Origin of the sequence: Pontimonas salivibrio (assembly GCF_002950575.1) — a bacterium.
GTDB classification, from domain to species: Bacteria; Actinomycetota; Actinomycetes; order Actinomycetales; family Microbacteriaceae; genus Pontimonas; species Pontimonas salivibrio.
In genome coordinates this window covers 288,174-302,166 of record NZ_CP026923.1, presented here as the reverse complement: position 1 = coordinate 302,166, position 13,993 = coordinate 288,174, and the positions used below count along the sequence as shown (strand labels likewise).

Below are 13,993 nucleotides of genomic sequence, written 5' to 3'. Positions count from 1 at the left end.
TTTTTGGTTCCCGCCGGCTGGCGGGAACCTGAGGTCACTAGCGGACCTCGCCACCAGCCTTCTCAATCTTTTCCTTCGCAGATCCCGAGACCTTGTCCACGCTCACAGTGAGTTTGACTGCCAAGTCGCCGTCGGCGAGAACCTTGACCTTCTCGTTCTTGCGCACAGCGCCCTTAGCAACCAGATCGGCCACAGTGACGTCGCCGCCCTTGGGGTAAAGCTCCGCAAGTCGGCCCACGTTGACCACCTGGTATTCCACCCGGAACGGGTTGGTGAATCCCCGAAGTTTGGGCGCACGCATCACCGAAGTGAGCTGTCCACCTTCAAAGCCAGGACGAACCTGGTAACGAGCCTTCGTACCCTTGGTTCCGCGACCCGCAGTCTTACCCTTGGATCCTTCACCACGACCCACACGGGTTTTCGCTTTCTTGGAACCTGCTGCAGGACGCAAGTGGTGCAGTTTCAACACCGCTGGACGTGCCACATCGGAAGAAGCAGGCTTCTTCTTCGCAGCAGGCTTTGCCGCAGGCTTGGACGCACCCGATGTGCTCTTGGTCGCCGCCGAAGCAGACGCTTCAGAATCTGAAGCCTTCTTTGCCGCAGGAGCCTTCGTGGTCGCCTTGGCTGCTGGCTTGTCTTCGGCTTTCTTCGCAGCAGTCCCTTTAGCAGCTGCAGGCTTCGAGGAACTTGCCTTCGCAGGAGCAGCCTTTGTCGAGGCAGCCTTTGAGGCCGTCGTTTTCGCTGCAGTGGTCTTCGCTGCCGTGGACTTTGCCGCCGTGGTCTTCGCTGCAGGCTTTTTCGCCGCCGTGGACTTTGCCGCAGTGGACTTTGCCGCAGGCTTCTTGTCAGCGCTGGCTGTTGTTTTCTTTGCAGCAGCTGGCTTGTCAGCCGCAGGCTTCTTGGCAGCCGGCTTTTTCGCCGCCGGCTTCTTCTCTTCAGCCATTAGTCAATCTCCTCCACCGTCACAAGGTGACGGACAGTCTGAACGTATCCGCGGTTTTGCGGGTTATCTGGTCGGATTACTGATTGGCCAATTTTCTTCAGACCGAGGCTGCGAAGAGTTTCGCGCGCCTTAGGCTTCTCGCCAATCCGCGACTTCTTCTGAGTCACTTTGAGATTCTTCGCCATTATTCGCTCCCCTTCTTTGCCGCCAGAGCTTCGGCCTCAGCGCGCACCAGGCGGCCAGGAGCCATCGACTCGAATTCCACACCGCGGCGAGCTGCCACAGCGCGAGGCTCCTCGAGCTGCTTCAAAGCCTCCACTGTCGCGTGAACAATGTTGAGGGTGTTAGAAGAACCCAGCGACTTGCTCAACACGTCGTGGATTCCCGCACACTCCAGCACCGCACGAACGGGACCACCGGCGATAACACCGGTACCTGCTGCCGCGGGACGCAGGAGAACGACGCCGGCTGCTGCCTCGCCCTGAACCGGGTGAGGAATGGTCTGGGATACCCGAGGGACGCGGAAGAAATTCTTCTTCGCCTCCTCGACGCCCTTTGAGATCGCGAGGGGAACTTCACGGGCTTTGCCGTAACCGACACCGACCATGCCGTTGCCGTCACCGACAACAACCAGGGCGGTAAACGCAAAACGGCGACCACCCTTAACCACCTTGGACACACGGTTAATGGTGACTACCCGCTCCAAGAACTGGCTCTTATCACCGGTGTCGCGGGCGCCGCGCTGAGCGTCCGGACGACGCTCACGACTTCCACGACGCTGCTCACGAGGCTCTTCGGCAACCGAGGATCCCGCAACGGGGGCGTCGGTGACAACAGCAGCCTCGGTGGCTTCCGCTTCAGGAGCTTGAACCTCGGGAGCTTGTGCCTCAGCAGCCTGGGCCTCGGGAGCTTCGGCCTCGGGAGCTTTGGCCTCAGTGGCGTCGGTCACGGTTTCTTCCTTCTTCTCGTCGCTCACAGCTCTAATCCACTCTCTCGGGCACCTTCAGCGATAGCGGCCACACGGCCGGCATAGCGGTTGCCTCCACGGTCAAACACCACCGCGGTGATGCCCTCTTTCTTGGCGCGCTCAGCGACCAATTCACCGATCTTGCGGGCCTTGGCGGTTTTATCACCGTCGAAGGAGCGCATGTCGGCTTCCATCGTTGATGCCGAGGCAATCGTGCGACTCTCTTGGTCGTTCACGACCTGAACAAACACGTGACGTGCTGAACGGGTGACCACCAAACGGGGACGCTCGGGGGTGCCGACAATCTTCTTACGCAGGCGGTTATGGCGACGGGCGCGCTGAGCCTGCTTGCTCGAACCTCTAGTTCCCAAAGCCATGATCACTTACCAGCCTTTCCAGCCTTGCGTCGGACGCGCTCACCTTCGTAGCGCACACCCTTGCCCTTATAGGGCTCCGGCTTGCGAAGCTTGCGAATGTTCGCTGCCGCTTCGCCAACAGCCTGCTTATCAATGCCACTGACAGTGACCTTGTTGTTCCCCTCCACGCTGAAGCTCACTCCAGCTGGCGGGTCAACGGTGATCGAGTGCGAGTAGCCCAACGCAAACTCCAGTGACTGTCCCTTGGCGGCCACACGGTAACCGGTGCCGACCACTTCGAGCGTCTTGGTGTAACCGTCGGTCACGCCGATGATTTGGTTGGCAATGAGGCTGCGTGTCAGGCCGTGAAGTGCGCGGGATTCGCGCTCATCATCGGGCCTGGTCACCAAGACTCGGTCATCTTGCAACGTCGCTTCAATCGGGGACGCCATGGTGAGCTCCAGCTCGCCTTTGGGTCCCTTCACGGCAACGTGGGCTCCGTTGATGGCCACCGTGACTCCGGCGGGAACGGGAATAGGAAGTCTTCCAATACGTGACATGTCAGATCACCATACGTAGGCGAGAACTTCCCCACCTACGCCCTTCTGGTTGGCCTCACGGTTGGTCAACAAACCGGAGGAGGTGGACAAAATGGCGATACCCAAGCCACCGTGAACTTGAGGAAGCTCTGTCGACTTGGCGTATACCCGGAGACCGGGCTTGGACACACGAGTGATGCCCACAATGCTGCGCTCACGGTTCTGGCCGTATTTCAGGGTCAGCGTGAGGGTTTTACCCACCCGCTGATCTTCCACGGCGAAGCCAGAAATGTAGCCCTCACGCTCGAGAATTTCGGCGATGTGGGATTTCAGTTTGCTACCGGGCATGCTCACAGAGTCATGGTGAGCCTGGTTGGCGTTTCGCAACCGGGTCAACATATCCGCTACCGGATCTGTCATCGTCATAATGCTGTATTCCTGTCTTCGGCCGGTTTCGACTCCCGGGACACCGGGGCCGACCCATCCGATTTATGGGCCCTTAGGCCTCTTCTACTGTTTTGGTGACGAATGGAAAGCCCAGCGCTTTCAACAGCGCCCGACCTTCATCATCGGTTTTTGCTGTGGTCACGACAGTGATGTCGAAACCGCGGACCCGGTCAATCTTGTCCGGGTTGATCTCGTGGAACATTGACTGCTCGGTCAGTCCGAAGGTGTAGTTACCTGAACCGTCAAACTGCTTGGGAGAGAGTCCCCGGAAGTCTCTAATGCGCGGCAGCGCGAGGTTCACCAGACGGTCAAGAAACTCCCACGCCCGGTTGTTACGAAGGGTCACGTGCGCACCAATCGGCATTCCTTCGCGCAGTTTGAACTGGGCGATGGATTTGCGAGCCTTCGTGACAACAGGCTTCTGGCCGGTGATTGCGGTGAGGTCTGCGACCGCACCGTCAATGACTTTGCTGTCCTTAGCTGCCTCTCCCACACCAGTGTTCACGACCACCTTGACAAGGGTCGGCACCTGGTGGGGGTTAGTGTAACCAAACTCCTGGGTGAGGGCCGCAATGATTTCATTGCGGTAGCGAGCTTTGAGGCTCGGCAGTGCAGTAGTAGTTGTGGTCGACATCAGAGGGTCTCACCTGACTTCTTCGCATAACGAACACGGATGGTCTTTTTAATGCCACCCTTCTCGCCGACCTCTTCGCGGAAGCCCACACGGGTGGGTTTCTTCGTCTTTGGGTCGACCAGGGCCACATTAGAAATGTGGATGGGGGCTTCGTGGGTTTCGATACCACCGGTTTTCGCACCGCGGTAGCTTTGGCCCACTTTGATGTGCTTGGTCACGAAGTTGACGCCTTCGACCAGGACACGGTCCTGATCGGCGAGTACCTCAATGACTTTGCCCGTCTTGCCGCGATCGCCACCGCGCGCTTGGGTTTTACCCGAAATGACCTGAACCAGGTCACCCTTTTTAATCTTGGCCATTGTTAGAGCACCTCCGGAGCGAGCGAGATGATTTTCATGAATCGCTTGTCGCGAAGCTCACGGCCGACGGGTCCAAAGATGCGCGTGCCGCGAGGCTCGCCTTCTTTGTTTTTGATCAGCACTGCGGCGTTCTCGTCAAACTTGATGTACGAACCATCGTGACGACGGGTCTGCTTAACCGTGCGCACGATGACGGCCTTGACGACCTCACCCTTTTTGACGTTTCCGCCAGGGATCGCATCTTTCACGGTCGCGACAATCACGTCGCCCAGTCCCGCATAGCGGCGACCGGAGCCACCGACCACACGGATGGTGAGTAGCTCTTTTGCGCCGGTGTTATCGGCGACTTTAACTCGGGATTCCTGCTGCAACATGACTACGGGGTCCTTTTAGTTGTTGGGGCCTACTTGGCCTTCTCCGCAATTTCCACTAGACGCCAACGCTTGGTTGCCGACAGTGGCCTGGTCTCGGAGATGACCACCAGGTCACCTACACCAGCTTGGTTAGTTTCGTCGTGAGCTTTCACTTTGGAGCTACGACGCACCACCTTGCCGTAGAGGGGGTGCTTAACCCGATCCTCCACCTCAACGGTGATGGTCTTGTCCATTTTGTCGCTTACGACGTATCCGCGGCGCACCTTGCGGTAGCCACGCGACATTTCTTCCGCCTCAGTGGCGGACGCCTTTTGTGCTTCGGTCGCCATTACGCGGTCTCCTCGCTTGCTGCCGCCTCAGCGGTTTCCTTCTCGTCCTTTTTGGACGCCTTCTTTTTGGATGGCACCTCAATCGGAGCGGGGGTGGCACGAATGCCCAACTCGCGCTCACGAATCACGGTGTAGATCCGGGCGATGTCGCGGCGAACCGCTCGCAAACGTCCGTGGTTATCCAACTGGCCGGTCGCGTCCTGGAATCGCAGGTTAAACAGCTCTTCCTTCTGGCGCTTCAGCTCATCCAAGAGGCGCTGGTCCTCAAAGGTGTCCAGCTCTTCTGAACGCAGTTCTTTCGATCCAACAGCCATCAGGCGCCCTCCTCCCGGGAAATAATCCGAGCCTTCAGCGGCAGTTTGTGGATGGCGCGGGTGAGCGCTTCGCGTGCAAGCTGCTCATTCACACCCGAGACCTCAAAAAGCACACGGCCAGGCTTGACGTTGGCGATCCACCATTCCGGTGAACCCTTACCGCTACCCATACGGGTTTCGGCGGGTTTCTTCGTCAACGGGCGGTCAGGATAGATGTTGATCCACACTTTTCCACCACGCTTAATGTGACGGGTCATGGCAATACGCGCGGCCTCAATCTGACGGTTCGTCACATAGGCCGAGGTCATCGCCTGGATACCGTATTCGCCAAAGGACACCTTGGTGCCACCGGTGGCGTGACCGCCCCGCTTGGGGTGGTGCTGCTTGCGGTATTTCAGCTTCCGAGGAATCAGCATGACTAGGCCTCACTTCCGCTTGCCTGGGCTGCGGGCTGGGCTTCGCGCGCGGGGCCGCGTCGGGCGCCGTCACGGCGCTCCGGGCGCTGCGAGCGCTGCTGGGCTTGTTCGCGAGCCAGTTCTTTGTTGGTCAAATCACCTTTGTAAATCCACACCTTCACACCAATGCGACCGTAGGTGGTGCGAGCTTCGTAGAAGCCGTAGTCGATGTTCGCCCGGAGGGTGTGCAGGGGCACACGGCCTTCGCGGTAGAACTCGGAGCGGGACATTTCTGCACCACCCAGTCGACCCGACACCTGGATGCGAACACCTTTGGCGCCAGCACGCTGGGCACCTTGGAGGCCTTTACGCATCGCCCGGCGGAACGCCACACGGGCGCTGAGCTGTTCAGCGATACCTTGGGCAACCAGTTGCGCTTCCGCTTCGGGGTTTTTCACCTCGAGGATGTTCAGCTGGATTTGCTTGTTGGTGAGCTTTTCCAAATCGGCGCGAATGCGCTCGGCTTCGGCACCGCGGCGACCGATCACAATTCCGGGACGGGCCGAGTGGATGTCGACGCGTACCCGGTCACGGGTGCGCTCAATTTCGATGCGGGCAATGCCGGCACGATCGAGTTCTTTCTTGAGGAACTCGCGGATTTTCACGTCCTCAGTCACGAAGTCGCGGTAACGCTGTCCTTTGGCGGTGCTGTCGGAGAACCAACGCGACGTGTGGTCGGTGGTGATTCCCAGACGGAAACCGTAGGGGTTGACTTTCTGACCCATTACTTGCTCACCTTCTGCTTCGCGCCGGCTCGTGAGCCAAGCGACGGTTCATCGGGGGTTGCCAGGACCACAGTGATGTGGCTGGTGCGCTTGTTGATACGAAACGCACGTCCCTGGGCGCGTGGGCGAAAACGCTTCAGCGTGATTCCCTCGTCCACAAACGCTTTGGCGATGTAGAGGTCGGTTTCGTCCAAGAACACTCCGTCGCGATCAGCGATTACCTGGGCGTTAGCAATTGCCGAGGCAACAACTTTGCCGAGGGGCTCACTGACAGCTTGTGGCTGGTGCTTGAGAATGGCGACAGCTTCCACTGCGCGCATTCCACGAATCAGGTTGACGACTCGGCGGGCCTTTTGGGGTGTGACGCGAATTTGTCGCACCCGGGCCATCGATTCCACCATGGTCTTCTCTCCTCTGTGACGCGCGCCTAGCGGCGGCGACCCTTTCTGTCGTCTTTTTCGTGTCCGCGGAACGTCCTCGTTGGCGCGAACTCGCCCAGCTTGTGACCCACCATGGTTTCGGTGATGAATACCGGGATGTGCTTACGGCCGTCGTGGACGGCGATGGTGTGACCGAGCATGGCCGGCACAATCATCGACCGGCGTGACCAGGTCTTAATGACGTTCTTCGTTTTCGCTTCGTTTTGGACGTTCACCTTGTTCAACAGGTGGTCGTCCACGAAGGGACCTTTTTTCAGACTGCGTGGCATGTCTGGCTCCTAGCGCTTCTTACCGGTGGACCGGCGACGGACAATGAGTTTGTCGGAGGGACGGTTGGGCTTGCGGGTGCGACCTTCGGCTTGGCCCCAGGGGCTCACCGGGTGACGTCCACCAGAGGTCTTACCTTCACCACCACCGTGTGGGTGATCGACCGGGTTCATCGCGACACCACGAACAGTGGGGCGGATACCTTTCCAGCGGTTACGTCCCGCCTTACCCCAGTTGATGTTCGACTGTTCGGCGTTACCCACTTCGCCGATGCTGGCGCGACAGCGGGCATCGACGTTGCGAATTTCGCCCGAGGGCAAACGCAGCTGAGCGTAGGGGCCGTCTTTGGCGACGAGTCGCACGGAGGCTCCCGCCGAGCGGGCCATCTTGGCGCCACCGCCGGGGCGAAGCTCGATTGCGTGAATCACTGTTCCCACGGGGATGTTGCGAAGGGGCAGGTTGTTACCGGGCTTGATGTCGGCACCGGGACCCGACTCAACAATGTCGCCCTGCTTGAGTTTCTCGGGCGCCAGGATGTAACGCTTGGTGCCGTCCACGAAGTGCAACAGTGCGATGCGCGCGGTGCGGTTGGGGTCGTACTCGATGTGGGCGACCTTGGCGTTGACGCCATCTTTGTCATTGCGGCGGAAGTCAATCACTCGGTACTGACGCTTGTGTCCTCCACCGATGTGTCGGGTAGTGATCCGCCCCTGGTTGTTACGGCCACCGGTTTTCGGCAGGGGGCGCAACAGAGACTTCTCGGGGGTTGTCCGAGTGATTTCCTGAAAGTCGGACACCGAGGATCCACGACGACCAGGCGTCGTCGGACGGTGTTTACGAATAGCCATTAGTCAGTGTCTCCTTAGCCGACTGCGGTGAAGATGTCGATGGAACCGCTGGTGAGGGTCACAATCGCGCGCTTGGTGTCTTTGCGCTTGCCTTGCCCGAAACGGGTGCGGCGAGTTTTGCCCTGGCGGTTGAGGGTGTTCACACTTCCGACCTTCACATCGAAGATTTTCTCGATGGCGGCCTTGATTTCTGTTTTGTTTGCCTCGGGGTGAACCTCGAAGGTGTACTTCCCCTGATCGATGAGGTTGTAGCTTTTCTCACTCACGATCGGGCGGACAATGATGTCCCGGGGGTCCTTGTTACGGGCAATCTGGTCGACGCTCATTTGGTGGCCTCCTCAGCGGTCACGGCGGTGCCTGACACAAACTGTTCAAACGCCGCTTGGGTGAAGACGATGTCGTCGGAGCCCAACACGTCGTAAGCGTTTAGCTGGTCGGGGTGCAGGGCGTGCACACCGGGAAGGTTGCGCACACTCTTCTGACCGACTTCGTCTTCGCGTCCGACCACAACGAGGACCTTGGGTCCGGGGGCGGTGGCCTTCAACAGTGACGCAGCGGTCTTAGTCGACGGGGTGTCGCCCAAGCCGAAGTTCTTGACCACGTGAAGGCGTTCTGCGCGAGCACGATCGGAGAGTGCTCCAAAGAGTGCCTGACGGATCATCTTCTTGGGTGTGCGCTGTGCGTAGCTGCGGGGCGTGGGGCCGTGTACGACTCCACCACCACGGTGTTCGGGGGCGCGGATCGAACCCTGACGGGAGCGACCGGTTCCCTTCTGCTTGAACGGCTTGCGACCGGAACCGGCCACTTCACCACGGTGCTTCACTTTGTGAGTTCCCTGGCGTGCGGCAGCAAGCTGGGCAACGACGACCTGGTGAATTAGTGGCACGTTGGTTTGCACGTCGAACATGTCGGCGGGCAGGTCAACAGAGCCGGACTTTTTACCGGTCGCGTCGAGGACGTCGATGGCACTCATGCTCAGGATCCCTTCCGGGCGTTACGAACAAAAACGAGGCGACCCTTTGGGCCGGGGACAGCACCTTTGATCAGGAGCAGGTTGCGCTCAGCATCGACCCGCACCACGGAGAGATTCATCACGGTGACGCGTTCGTTGCCCATACGACCGGCCATGCGCATTCCTTTGAACACGCGTGACGGGGTGGCAGAGGCACCGATTGAACCGGGCTTTCGGTGGTTGCGGTGAGCACCGTGTGAGGCGGAAACGCCCTTGAAGTTGTGACGCTTCATCACACCGGCGGTACCTTTACCTTTGCTGGTACCGACCACGTCGACAACCGCGCCAGCCTCGAACGCCTCAGCGGTCAGCTCTTGGCCCACTTCATAGCTGGAGGCGTCGGGGGTGCGGATCTCGGTGATGTGGCGACGAGGAGTCACTCCGGCCTTCTCAAAGTGGCCTTTGAGTGGCTTGGTCACCTTGCGAGGGTCGATGGCGCCAGCAGCGATCTGAATGGCGTCGTAGCCATCGTTGTCGACGGTGCGGATCTGGGTGACCACGTTGGGGCTCACCTCAATGACGGTGACGGGAACGACATTGTTATTGTCGTCCCACACCTGGGTCATGCCGAGCTTCTTGCCCAGCACGCCTTTGGTTGCAGTCAGAGTAGACATAGTCGTTTCCCTACAGCTTGATTTCGATGTTGACGTCCGCGGGCAGGTCGAGTCGCATCAGCGAGTCGACTGCCTTCGGGGTGGGGTCAATGATGTCAATGAGGCGCTTGTGTGTGCGCTTTTCAAAGTGCTCTCTCGAGTCTTTGTATTTGTGGGGAGAGCGAATCACCGTGACGATGTTTTTCTCCGTGGGAAGGGGCACTGGGCCCACTACGGTGGCACCGGCTCGCGTCACAGTGTCGACGATTTTTCGCGCCGAAACGTCCAGACCTGCGTGGTCATACGACTTGAGTCGAATGCGGATTTTTTGTCCCGCCATGGTGTTCTTCCTTCTTTTTCACACGCCAGAGGCACTGAGCCCCTGACGTTCCCACCGGCCTGCCGCACGCGGCAGTCCGATTGACATCACTGTGTGTATTTCAACGGGTTTGGAACACAGTCCAAACCACTCCCCAGCCACCCGCACGAAACGGGAGCCCGAAGTGACGATGAGAGTTCTGCTACCCGCGGCCTAGAGCGTATCTATGCACTGCCTGGCAGTGAGCGCTACAAACGCAGCGCGTGTTGAACCTCGCTAACTCTGCCACACCCGGGTATTTCCCGCAACCCGGGCGTGTCGGATTTGTTACCCTCTGCTGTCTCCGGAGGAAATATCTGCCCTGACAGGCCTCGCAACAGGTGGGTGGTGGCGGATCGAGTGTTCCCGACCCAAAAAAGATAGCCGTCTTCGGACGCCCCGGGCTGCCTCACCACCTCACCTCCCCTGATTCCTGACCGCGCAGGGCGATCTCGAAACCCAGTGCCTGGAGGACATGGAAAAGACGGTTAGCTTCCACGGTGGGTTTCCCGGCTTCCACATCAGCGATAAATGACCGTGACACTCGCGCTTTCGCCGCAAGGGCTTGCTGGGTCAGTCCTTCACTGTCTCGAAGCTCGCGCACAACAGCCGCCAGTTCGCGCATGCTGTACATCGCGCCTCCTCTTGTCGCCGTACGAAGACAATTAAAGAATGTGTGCGTACGGCGGCAATAGCCTCCGTCGGTGGCGGGGGCCCGCAGTTAGCGCGAAGGCCTCGACATACCCACGCGCGACCAGGCAGTCAGCAGGCGCTCCATGGGGCCCTGCGTGGCCCAGCGCAACCACAGCGTGGCGCCCAGGGCGAGCAGCAGGGTCACCCCCACCGCAATCACGACCGCCGACCAGTAGGGCACCTCTTGGTAGAGGCCAAGCCCCCAACCGCCAAAGATCACACTCAAAATGACCGACTGGCCCAAATACACCGTGAGGGACATTCGGCCCATGCGGCCCAGCCATCCCAAGACTGTGGGTTTCGCCCTGACGAGCGTCAACACAAGCCCCACATAACCGACACTGAGCAGTGGCGCGGCGAGGAAGCTTCCAAAGAAGGACCCCAACTCCACGGCTGTGGAGGGCGCAGCAGAGAGAGTGTTGGCCAACCACAGCCCGCCAAAGAACAACTGCAGGCCCAGGCCAAGGCCCAGACCCCAGCCCATCATTCCTCGCAGCGTGTGCGCCGCCAGGCCATTGGACGTGAGGGCACCGGCGCGGGCGGCGAGCACGCCGGCTAAGAAGGCCACGAAGGTTAAGGCGCCCTGGAAGGCGACGAGCAGGATCGCTTCCGAGAACCAGAAGTCAAAACGGGCAGGAATCGACGCCAGGTAGTCGCCGGAGAGCACGGTGGATTCGTAAACCTTCGCGGCCTGTGACGTCTCACCCGCCGCACTGAATCCCTTCGCCTCGACTGACCAGACCAGAGCGATAACAGCAACAGAGAAGAAGGCGAACGCCCCATAAATCCAGGCCATCCACCGCCTAATGACCTTTTCGCTGCGGCCATAGAAAGCCAGCAACACTATGCCCAGCAGCCCATAAAGAAAGAGGATGTCGCCGATGAAGAGAAAACTTGCGTGGGCAACACCGAGGATCACTAAGCCAGCGCTTCGCCACCACCAACGTCGGCGCCCTGTCTCCAGGTTTCGCAACACATAGTGGGCGCTATAGCCAAACAGGAAAGAAAAGATGAGGTAGAACTTGCCCTGGGCCAACACAAAAACCAGAAAGGCCGCAATAGCGTCCCCGGTGGACAAGAGGGTGGAAGCAGTCGGCCCAGAATCTACTGAGTGGGAGAAGTAGGCCACATTGACCAGGATGATTCCCCACAGGGCAAAACCTCGAAGGACATCAGGGCCAATGTCGCGCGTTTTCTGACTCACAGTTGAACCTTTCGTCGGCGAATTCCAAGGGCGAGAGTTAATGACGGCATCAGGAGAATCTGGGCGAGTACGAACCAGATGAGGGCGTTGACTTGCGGCCAACTGATGCTGAAGCTCGCCGCGGGGGCGCCTGAGCGAATCTCCACAATCGACCAGACAAGCAACGCTCCCGCAATCAACCCGAAGACACCGGCCAGTACACGATAGGCCAAGAGGTAGGTTCGGTTCCTGATCGCAATCAGGCGCTCGTCAAGCGCTTCATCGGGCGCAACGGTGACGAACCTCACCACTCGACGCAACAAAAACCACGTCAGGTACACACTGCCCACGAACGCCACCGGCACCAACCCGATGGGGTCTTCGACAAACCACACCAGCACGGGGGCAACGAACAACACCACCACCGCCAACGCGATGACGGCCCCGAGGCCAAAGGGTGTGCGCAGCCCATCCCACCGTGTATCGGCAAGCCCCCTGGCGATGTGTTGGCGATGCGCCGAATCACCGACTCGTGCAGCTTCGGAGAAGTGCTTTGGGTTTCCCGTCACGATCTTTTCTCCTTTGCACCGCGGGCAGGCGCTGGATTCGAGGGAGAGCGGTCCAGCCAAAAGACGTCCTCCACGCCAACCTCTAAGGCTCCTGCAATCTTGAGGGCCAATTCCAGGCTGGGGTTATATTCGCCTCGCTCGAGGTAGCCCATGGTTTGGTAATGGACGCCGACAATGTCGGCGAGGTCGCTCCGAGAGAGGCCTCGGCCATTCCGGGCCTGTTCGATCCGGTTCACCACGGGAGCAGTCTCGTCTTTAGATGGCCTACTCACACCTAGTAGCATAAATGCTATCTAGCAATAATGCAACATTTTTCGGCTGCGCAAACGACGAAGGCCCCGGGGTTTCCCCGGGGCCTTCGTGTGAAGCGGAAACTACTTGATGACCTTGGTCACCGTTCCGGCACCCACGGTACGTCCACCTTCACGAATAGCGAAGGAGAGACCTTCCTCCATGGCGATGGGCTGAATCAGCTCCACCTTCATGTCGGTGGTGTCGCCGGGCATGACCATCTCGGTGCCCTCGGGCAGCGAGATGACGCCGGTGACGTCGGTGGTGCGGAAGTAGAACTGCGGACGGTAGTTCGTGTAGAAGGGGTTGTGACGCCCACCCTCGTCTTTTCCGAGGATGTAGGCGGTTCCTTCGAACTCGGTGTGAGGAGTCACAGATCCGGGGACCACGACAACCTGACCGCGCTCGACATCTTCACGCTTGGTACCACGCAGCAACAGACCACAGTTCTCGCCAGCCCACGCTTCGTCGAGCTGCTTGTGGAACATCTCGATTCCGGTGACGGTGGTCTTCTGAGTGTCGCGGATACCCACGATTTCGACGTCGGAGTTGATCGACAGCGTGCCACGCTCGGCACGGCCGGTCACAACAGTTCCACGTCCGGTGATGGTGAAGACGTCCTCGATGGGCATCAAGAACGGCTTGTCCTTGTCACGCACGGGGTCGGGAACGTTGTTGTCCACGGCGTCCATGAGCTCCATGATCTTGTCGCCCCACTCCTGGTCGCCCTCGAGGGCCTTCAGAGCGGAGACGCGAACCACGGGGGCGTTTTCGCCGTCGAAGCCCTGGCTGGAGAGCAGCTCACGAACCTCGACCTCGACGAGCTCGAGGATTTCCTCGTCGTCGACCATGTCGGACTTGTTCAGCGCGACCAAGAGGTAAGGAACACCCACCTGCTTGGCGAGCAGAACGTGCTCGCGAGTCTGAGCCATCGGGCCGTCAGTGGCGGCAACCACGAGGATTGCTCCGTCCATCTGAGCCGCACCGGTGATCATGTTCTTGATGTAGTCGGCGTGGCCGGGGGCGTCAACGTGTGCGTAGTGACGCTTGTCGGTCTCGTACTCGACGTGCGAGATGTTGATGGTGATACCACGCTGCTTCTCTTCCGGAGCAGAGTCAATGGACGCGAAGTCACGCGACACGTTGACGTCTGACGGATGACGGTCAGCGAGCACCTTGGAAATTGCAGCGGTCAGAGTGGTCTTGCCGTGGTCGACGTGACCAATCGTTCCGATGTTTACGTGCGGCTTGGTCCGCTCGAACTTGGCCTTAGCCACTTGGTCCTCCTCAGGACTTC

General features: G+C 59.5%; 24 protein-coding genes and 1 pseudogene. All 25 read right to left on the bottom strand.

Features of this window, described 5'->3' with window-relative positions:
* Positions 1-37 precede the first annotated feature (37 nt).
* Positions 38-643, bottom strand: a pseudogene (rplO, locus tag C3B54_RS08895) (50S ribosomal protein L15); the annotation flags it as partial.
* Positions 644-942: 299 nt separating this feature from the next.
* Positions 943-1,128: a 50S ribosomal protein L30 gene (gene rpmD, locus C3B54_RS01645; protein ID WP_104912958.1), complete on the bottom strand. Its 186-nt coding sequence runs from the start codon at positions 1,126-1,128 to the stop codon at positions 943-945.
* Positions 1,128-1,919 carry a 30S ribosomal protein S5 gene (gene rpsE, locus C3B54_RS01640; RefSeq protein ID WP_245867966.1) on the bottom strand — a complete coding sequence of 264 codons (792 nt, stop codon included), beginning with the start codon at positions 1,917-1,919 and terminating at the stop codon, positions 1,128-1,130. Before rpsE ends, rpmD begins: the two co-directional genes overlap by 1 nt.
* Positions 1,916-2,287, bottom strand: coding sequence for a 50S ribosomal protein L18 (gene rplR / locus C3B54_RS01635; protein ID WP_104914192.1), 372 nt, complete (start codon positions 2,285-2,287; stop codon positions 1,916-1,918). Before rplR ends, rpsE begins: the two co-directional genes overlap by 4 nt.
* Positions 2,288-2,289: 2 nt before the next feature.
* Positions 2,290-2,826: a 50S ribosomal protein L6 gene (gene rplF, locus C3B54_RS01630; RefSeq protein ID WP_104912957.1), complete on the bottom strand. Its 537-nt coding sequence runs from the start codon at positions 2,824-2,826 to the stop codon at positions 2,290-2,292.
* Positions 2,827-2,832: 6 nt separating this feature from the next.
* Complete coding sequence (rpsH, locus tag C3B54_RS01625; protein ID WP_104912956.1) at positions 2,833-3,231, bottom strand: 30S ribosomal protein S8; 399 nt, start codon at positions 3,229-3,231, stop codon at positions 2,833-2,835.
* A 73-nt stretch (positions 3,232-3,304) separates the two neighbouring features.
* Entirely contained in the window at positions 3,305-3,886 is a 582-nt protein-coding gene (gene rplE, locus C3B54_RS01620) for a 50S ribosomal protein L5 (protein ID WP_104912955.1), read from the bottom strand.
* The gene (rplX, locus tag C3B54_RS01615) at positions 3,886-4,245 is read right to left on the bottom strand and encodes a 50S ribosomal protein L24 (RefSeq protein WP_104912954.1); all 360 of its coding nucleotides are present in this window, start codon (positions 4,243-4,245) and stop codon (positions 3,886-3,888) included. The genes rplE and rplX overlap by 1 nt, the downstream gene beginning before the upstream one ends.
* A gap of 2 nt (positions 4,246-4,247) precedes the next feature.
* Complete coding sequence (rplN, locus tag C3B54_RS01610; RefSeq protein ID WP_104912953.1) at positions 4,248-4,619, bottom strand: 50S ribosomal protein L14; 372 nt, start codon at positions 4,617-4,619, stop codon at positions 4,248-4,250.
* 29 nt (positions 4,620-4,648) lie between these two features.
* Entirely contained in the window at positions 4,649-4,948 is a 300-nt protein-coding gene (gene rpsQ, locus C3B54_RS01605) for a 30S ribosomal protein S17 (protein WP_104912952.1), read from the bottom strand.
* On the bottom strand, positions 4,948-5,262 hold the full coding sequence (gene rpmC / locus C3B54_RS08975) for a 50S ribosomal protein L29 (protein WP_104912951.1): 315 nt from the start codon (positions 5,260-5,262) through the stop codon (positions 4,948-4,950). Before rpmC ends, rpsQ begins: the two co-directional genes overlap by 1 nt.
* Positions 5,262-5,678, bottom strand: a complete 417-nt coding sequence (rplP, locus tag C3B54_RS01595; RefSeq protein ID WP_104912950.1) for a 50S ribosomal protein L16 — start codon at positions 5,676-5,678, stop codon at positions 5,262-5,264. Before rplP ends, rpmC begins: the two co-directional genes overlap by 1 nt.
* Positions 5,679-5,680: 2 nt before the next feature.
* Entirely contained in the window at positions 5,681-6,442 is a 762-nt protein-coding gene (rpsC, locus tag C3B54_RS01590; RefSeq protein WP_104912949.1) for a 30S ribosomal protein S3, read from the bottom strand.
* Positions 6,442-6,843, bottom strand: a complete 402-nt coding sequence (rplV, locus tag C3B54_RS01585; protein ID WP_104912948.1) for a 50S ribosomal protein L22 — start codon at positions 6,841-6,843, stop codon at positions 6,442-6,444. Before rplV ends, rpsC begins: the two co-directional genes overlap by 1 nt.
* Positions 6,844-6,869: 26 nt before the next feature.
* Positions 6,870-7,151 carry a 30S ribosomal protein S19 gene (gene rpsS, locus C3B54_RS01580; RefSeq protein WP_104912947.1) on the bottom strand — a complete coding sequence of 94 codons (282 nt, stop codon included), beginning with the start codon at positions 7,149-7,151 and terminating at the stop codon, positions 6,870-6,872.
* Positions 7,152-7,160: 9 nt separating this feature from the next.
* On the bottom strand, positions 7,161-7,997 hold the full coding sequence (gene rplB, locus C3B54_RS01575; protein WP_104912946.1) for a 50S ribosomal protein L2: 837 nt from the start codon (positions 7,995-7,997) through the stop codon (positions 7,161-7,163).
* 14 nt (positions 7,998-8,011) lie between these two features.
* Positions 8,012-8,323 carry a 50S ribosomal protein L23 gene (gene rplW, locus C3B54_RS01570; protein WP_104912945.1) on the bottom strand — a complete coding sequence of 104 codons (312 nt, stop codon included), beginning with the start codon at positions 8,321-8,323 and terminating at the stop codon, positions 8,012-8,014.
* Entirely contained in the window at positions 8,320-8,970 is a 651-nt protein-coding gene (gene rplD, locus C3B54_RS01565) for a 50S ribosomal protein L4 (RefSeq protein WP_104912944.1), read from the bottom strand. The genes rplW and rplD overlap by 4 nt, the downstream gene beginning before the upstream one ends.
* Before the next feature lie 2 nt (positions 8,971-8,972).
* Positions 8,973-9,623 carry a 50S ribosomal protein L3 gene (rplC, locus tag C3B54_RS01560; RefSeq protein WP_104912943.1) on the bottom strand — a complete coding sequence of 217 codons (651 nt, stop codon included), beginning with the start codon at positions 9,621-9,623 and terminating at the stop codon, positions 8,973-8,975.
* A 10-nt stretch (positions 9,624-9,633) separates the two neighbouring features.
* Positions 9,634-9,942, bottom strand: a complete 309-nt coding sequence (gene rpsJ / locus C3B54_RS01555) for a 30S ribosomal protein S10 (RefSeq protein ID WP_104912942.1) — start codon at positions 9,940-9,942, stop codon at positions 9,634-9,636.
* Between the two features lie 427 nt (positions 9,943-10,369).
* Positions 10,370-10,594, bottom strand: coding sequence for a helix-turn-helix domain-containing protein (locus C3B54_RS01550; RefSeq protein WP_104912941.1), 225 nt, complete (start codon positions 10,592-10,594; stop codon positions 10,370-10,372).
* Between the two features lie 87 nt (positions 10,595-10,681).
* Positions 10,682-11,857, bottom strand: coding sequence for a DUF418 domain-containing protein (locus tag C3B54_RS01545; protein WP_104912940.1), 1,176 nt, complete (start codon positions 11,855-11,857; stop codon positions 10,682-10,684).
* Positions 11,854-12,405: a hypothetical protein gene (locus C3B54_RS01540; RefSeq protein ID WP_104912939.1), complete on the bottom strand. Its 552-nt coding sequence runs from the start codon at positions 12,403-12,405 to the stop codon at positions 11,854-11,856. Before C3B54_RS01540 ends, C3B54_RS01545 begins: the two co-directional genes overlap by 4 nt.
* A complete protein-coding gene (locus tag C3B54_RS01535) occupies positions 12,402-12,677 on the bottom strand; it encodes a helix-turn-helix transcriptional regulator (protein ID WP_245867965.1) in 276 nt (91 codons plus the stop codon). The genes C3B54_RS01540 and C3B54_RS01535 overlap by 4 nt, the downstream gene beginning before the upstream one ends.
* A gap of 102 nt (positions 12,678-12,779) precedes the next feature.
* A complete protein-coding gene (gene tuf, locus C3B54_RS01530; protein WP_104912937.1) occupies positions 12,780-13,973 on the bottom strand; it encodes an elongation factor Tu in 1,194 nt (397 codons plus the stop codon).
* Positions 13,974-13,993: the final 20 nt, after the last annotated feature.

Bases quoted from the DNA above. Each gene is read 5' to 3' on its own strand.
- rpmC (WP_104912951.1), bottom strand. From the start codon at position 5,262: ATGGCTGTTGGATCGAAAGAACTGCGTTCAGAAGAGCTGGACACCTTT.
- rpsC (WP_104912949.1), bottom strand. From the start codon at position 6,442: ATGGGTCAGAAAGTCAACCCCTACGGTTTCCGTCTGGGAATCACCACC.
- rplV (WP_104912948.1), bottom strand. From the start codon at position 6,843: ATGGTGGAATCGATGGCCCGGGTGCGACAAATTCGCGTCACACCCCAA.
- rpmD (WP_104912958.1), bottom strand. From the start codon at position 1,128: ATGGCGAAGAATCTCAAAGTGACTCAGAAGAAGTCGCGGATTGGCGAG.
- rplD (WP_104912944.1), bottom strand. From the start codon at position 8,970: ATGAGTGCCATCGACGTCCTCGACGCGACCGGTAAAAAGTCCGGCTCT.
- rpsH (WP_104912956.1), bottom strand. From the start codon at position 3,231: ATGACGATGACAGATCCGGTAGCGGATATGTTGACCCGGTTGCGAAAC.
- rplP (WP_104912950.1), bottom strand. From the start codon at position 5,678: ATGCTGATTCCTCGGAAGCTGAAATACCGCAAGCAGCACCACCCCAAG.
- rplE (WP_104912955.1), bottom strand. From the start codon at position 3,886: ATGTCGACCACAACTACTACTGCACTGCCGAGCCTCAAAGCTCGCTAC.
- rplX (WP_104912954.1), bottom strand. From the start codon at position 4,245: ATGGCCAAGATTAAAAAGGGTGACCTGGTTCAGGTCATTTCGGGTAAA.
- rplR (WP_104914192.1), bottom strand. From the start codon at position 2,287: ATGGCTTTGGGAACTAGAGGTTCGAGCAAGCAGGCTCAGCGCGCCCGT.
- rplC (WP_104912943.1), bottom strand. From the start codon at position 9,623: ATGTCTACTCTGACTGCAACCAAAGGCGTGCTGGGCAAGAAGCTCGGC.
- rplW (WP_104912945.1), bottom strand. From the start codon at position 8,323: ATGAGCGTCGACCAGATTGCCCGTAACAAGGACCCCCGGGACATCATT.
- rplF (WP_104912957.1), bottom strand. From the start codon at position 2,826: ATGTCACGTATTGGAAGACTTCCTATTCCCGTTCCCGCCGGAGTCACG.
- rpsS (WP_104912947.1), bottom strand. From the start codon at position 7,151: ATGCCACGCAGTCTGAAAAAAGGTCCCTTCGTGGACGACCACCTGTTG.
- rplB (WP_104912946.1), bottom strand. From the start codon at position 7,997: ATGGCTATTCGTAAACACCGTCCGACGACGCCTGGTCGTCGTGGATCC.
- rplN (WP_104912953.1), bottom strand. From the start codon at position 4,619: ATGTTGCAGCAGGAATCCCGAGTTAAAGTCGCCGATAACACCGGCGCA.
- C3B54_RS01550 (WP_104912941.1), bottom strand. From the start codon at position 10,594: ATGTACAGCATGCGCGAACTGGCGGCTGTTGTGCGCGAGCTTCGAGAC.
- rpsQ (WP_104912952.1), bottom strand. From the start codon at position 4,948: ATGGCGACCGAAGCACAAAAGGCGTCCGCCACTGAGGCGGAAGAAATG.
- rpsJ (WP_104912942.1), bottom strand. From the start codon at position 9,942: ATGGCGGGACAAAAAATCCGCATTCGACTCAAGTCGTATGACCACGCA.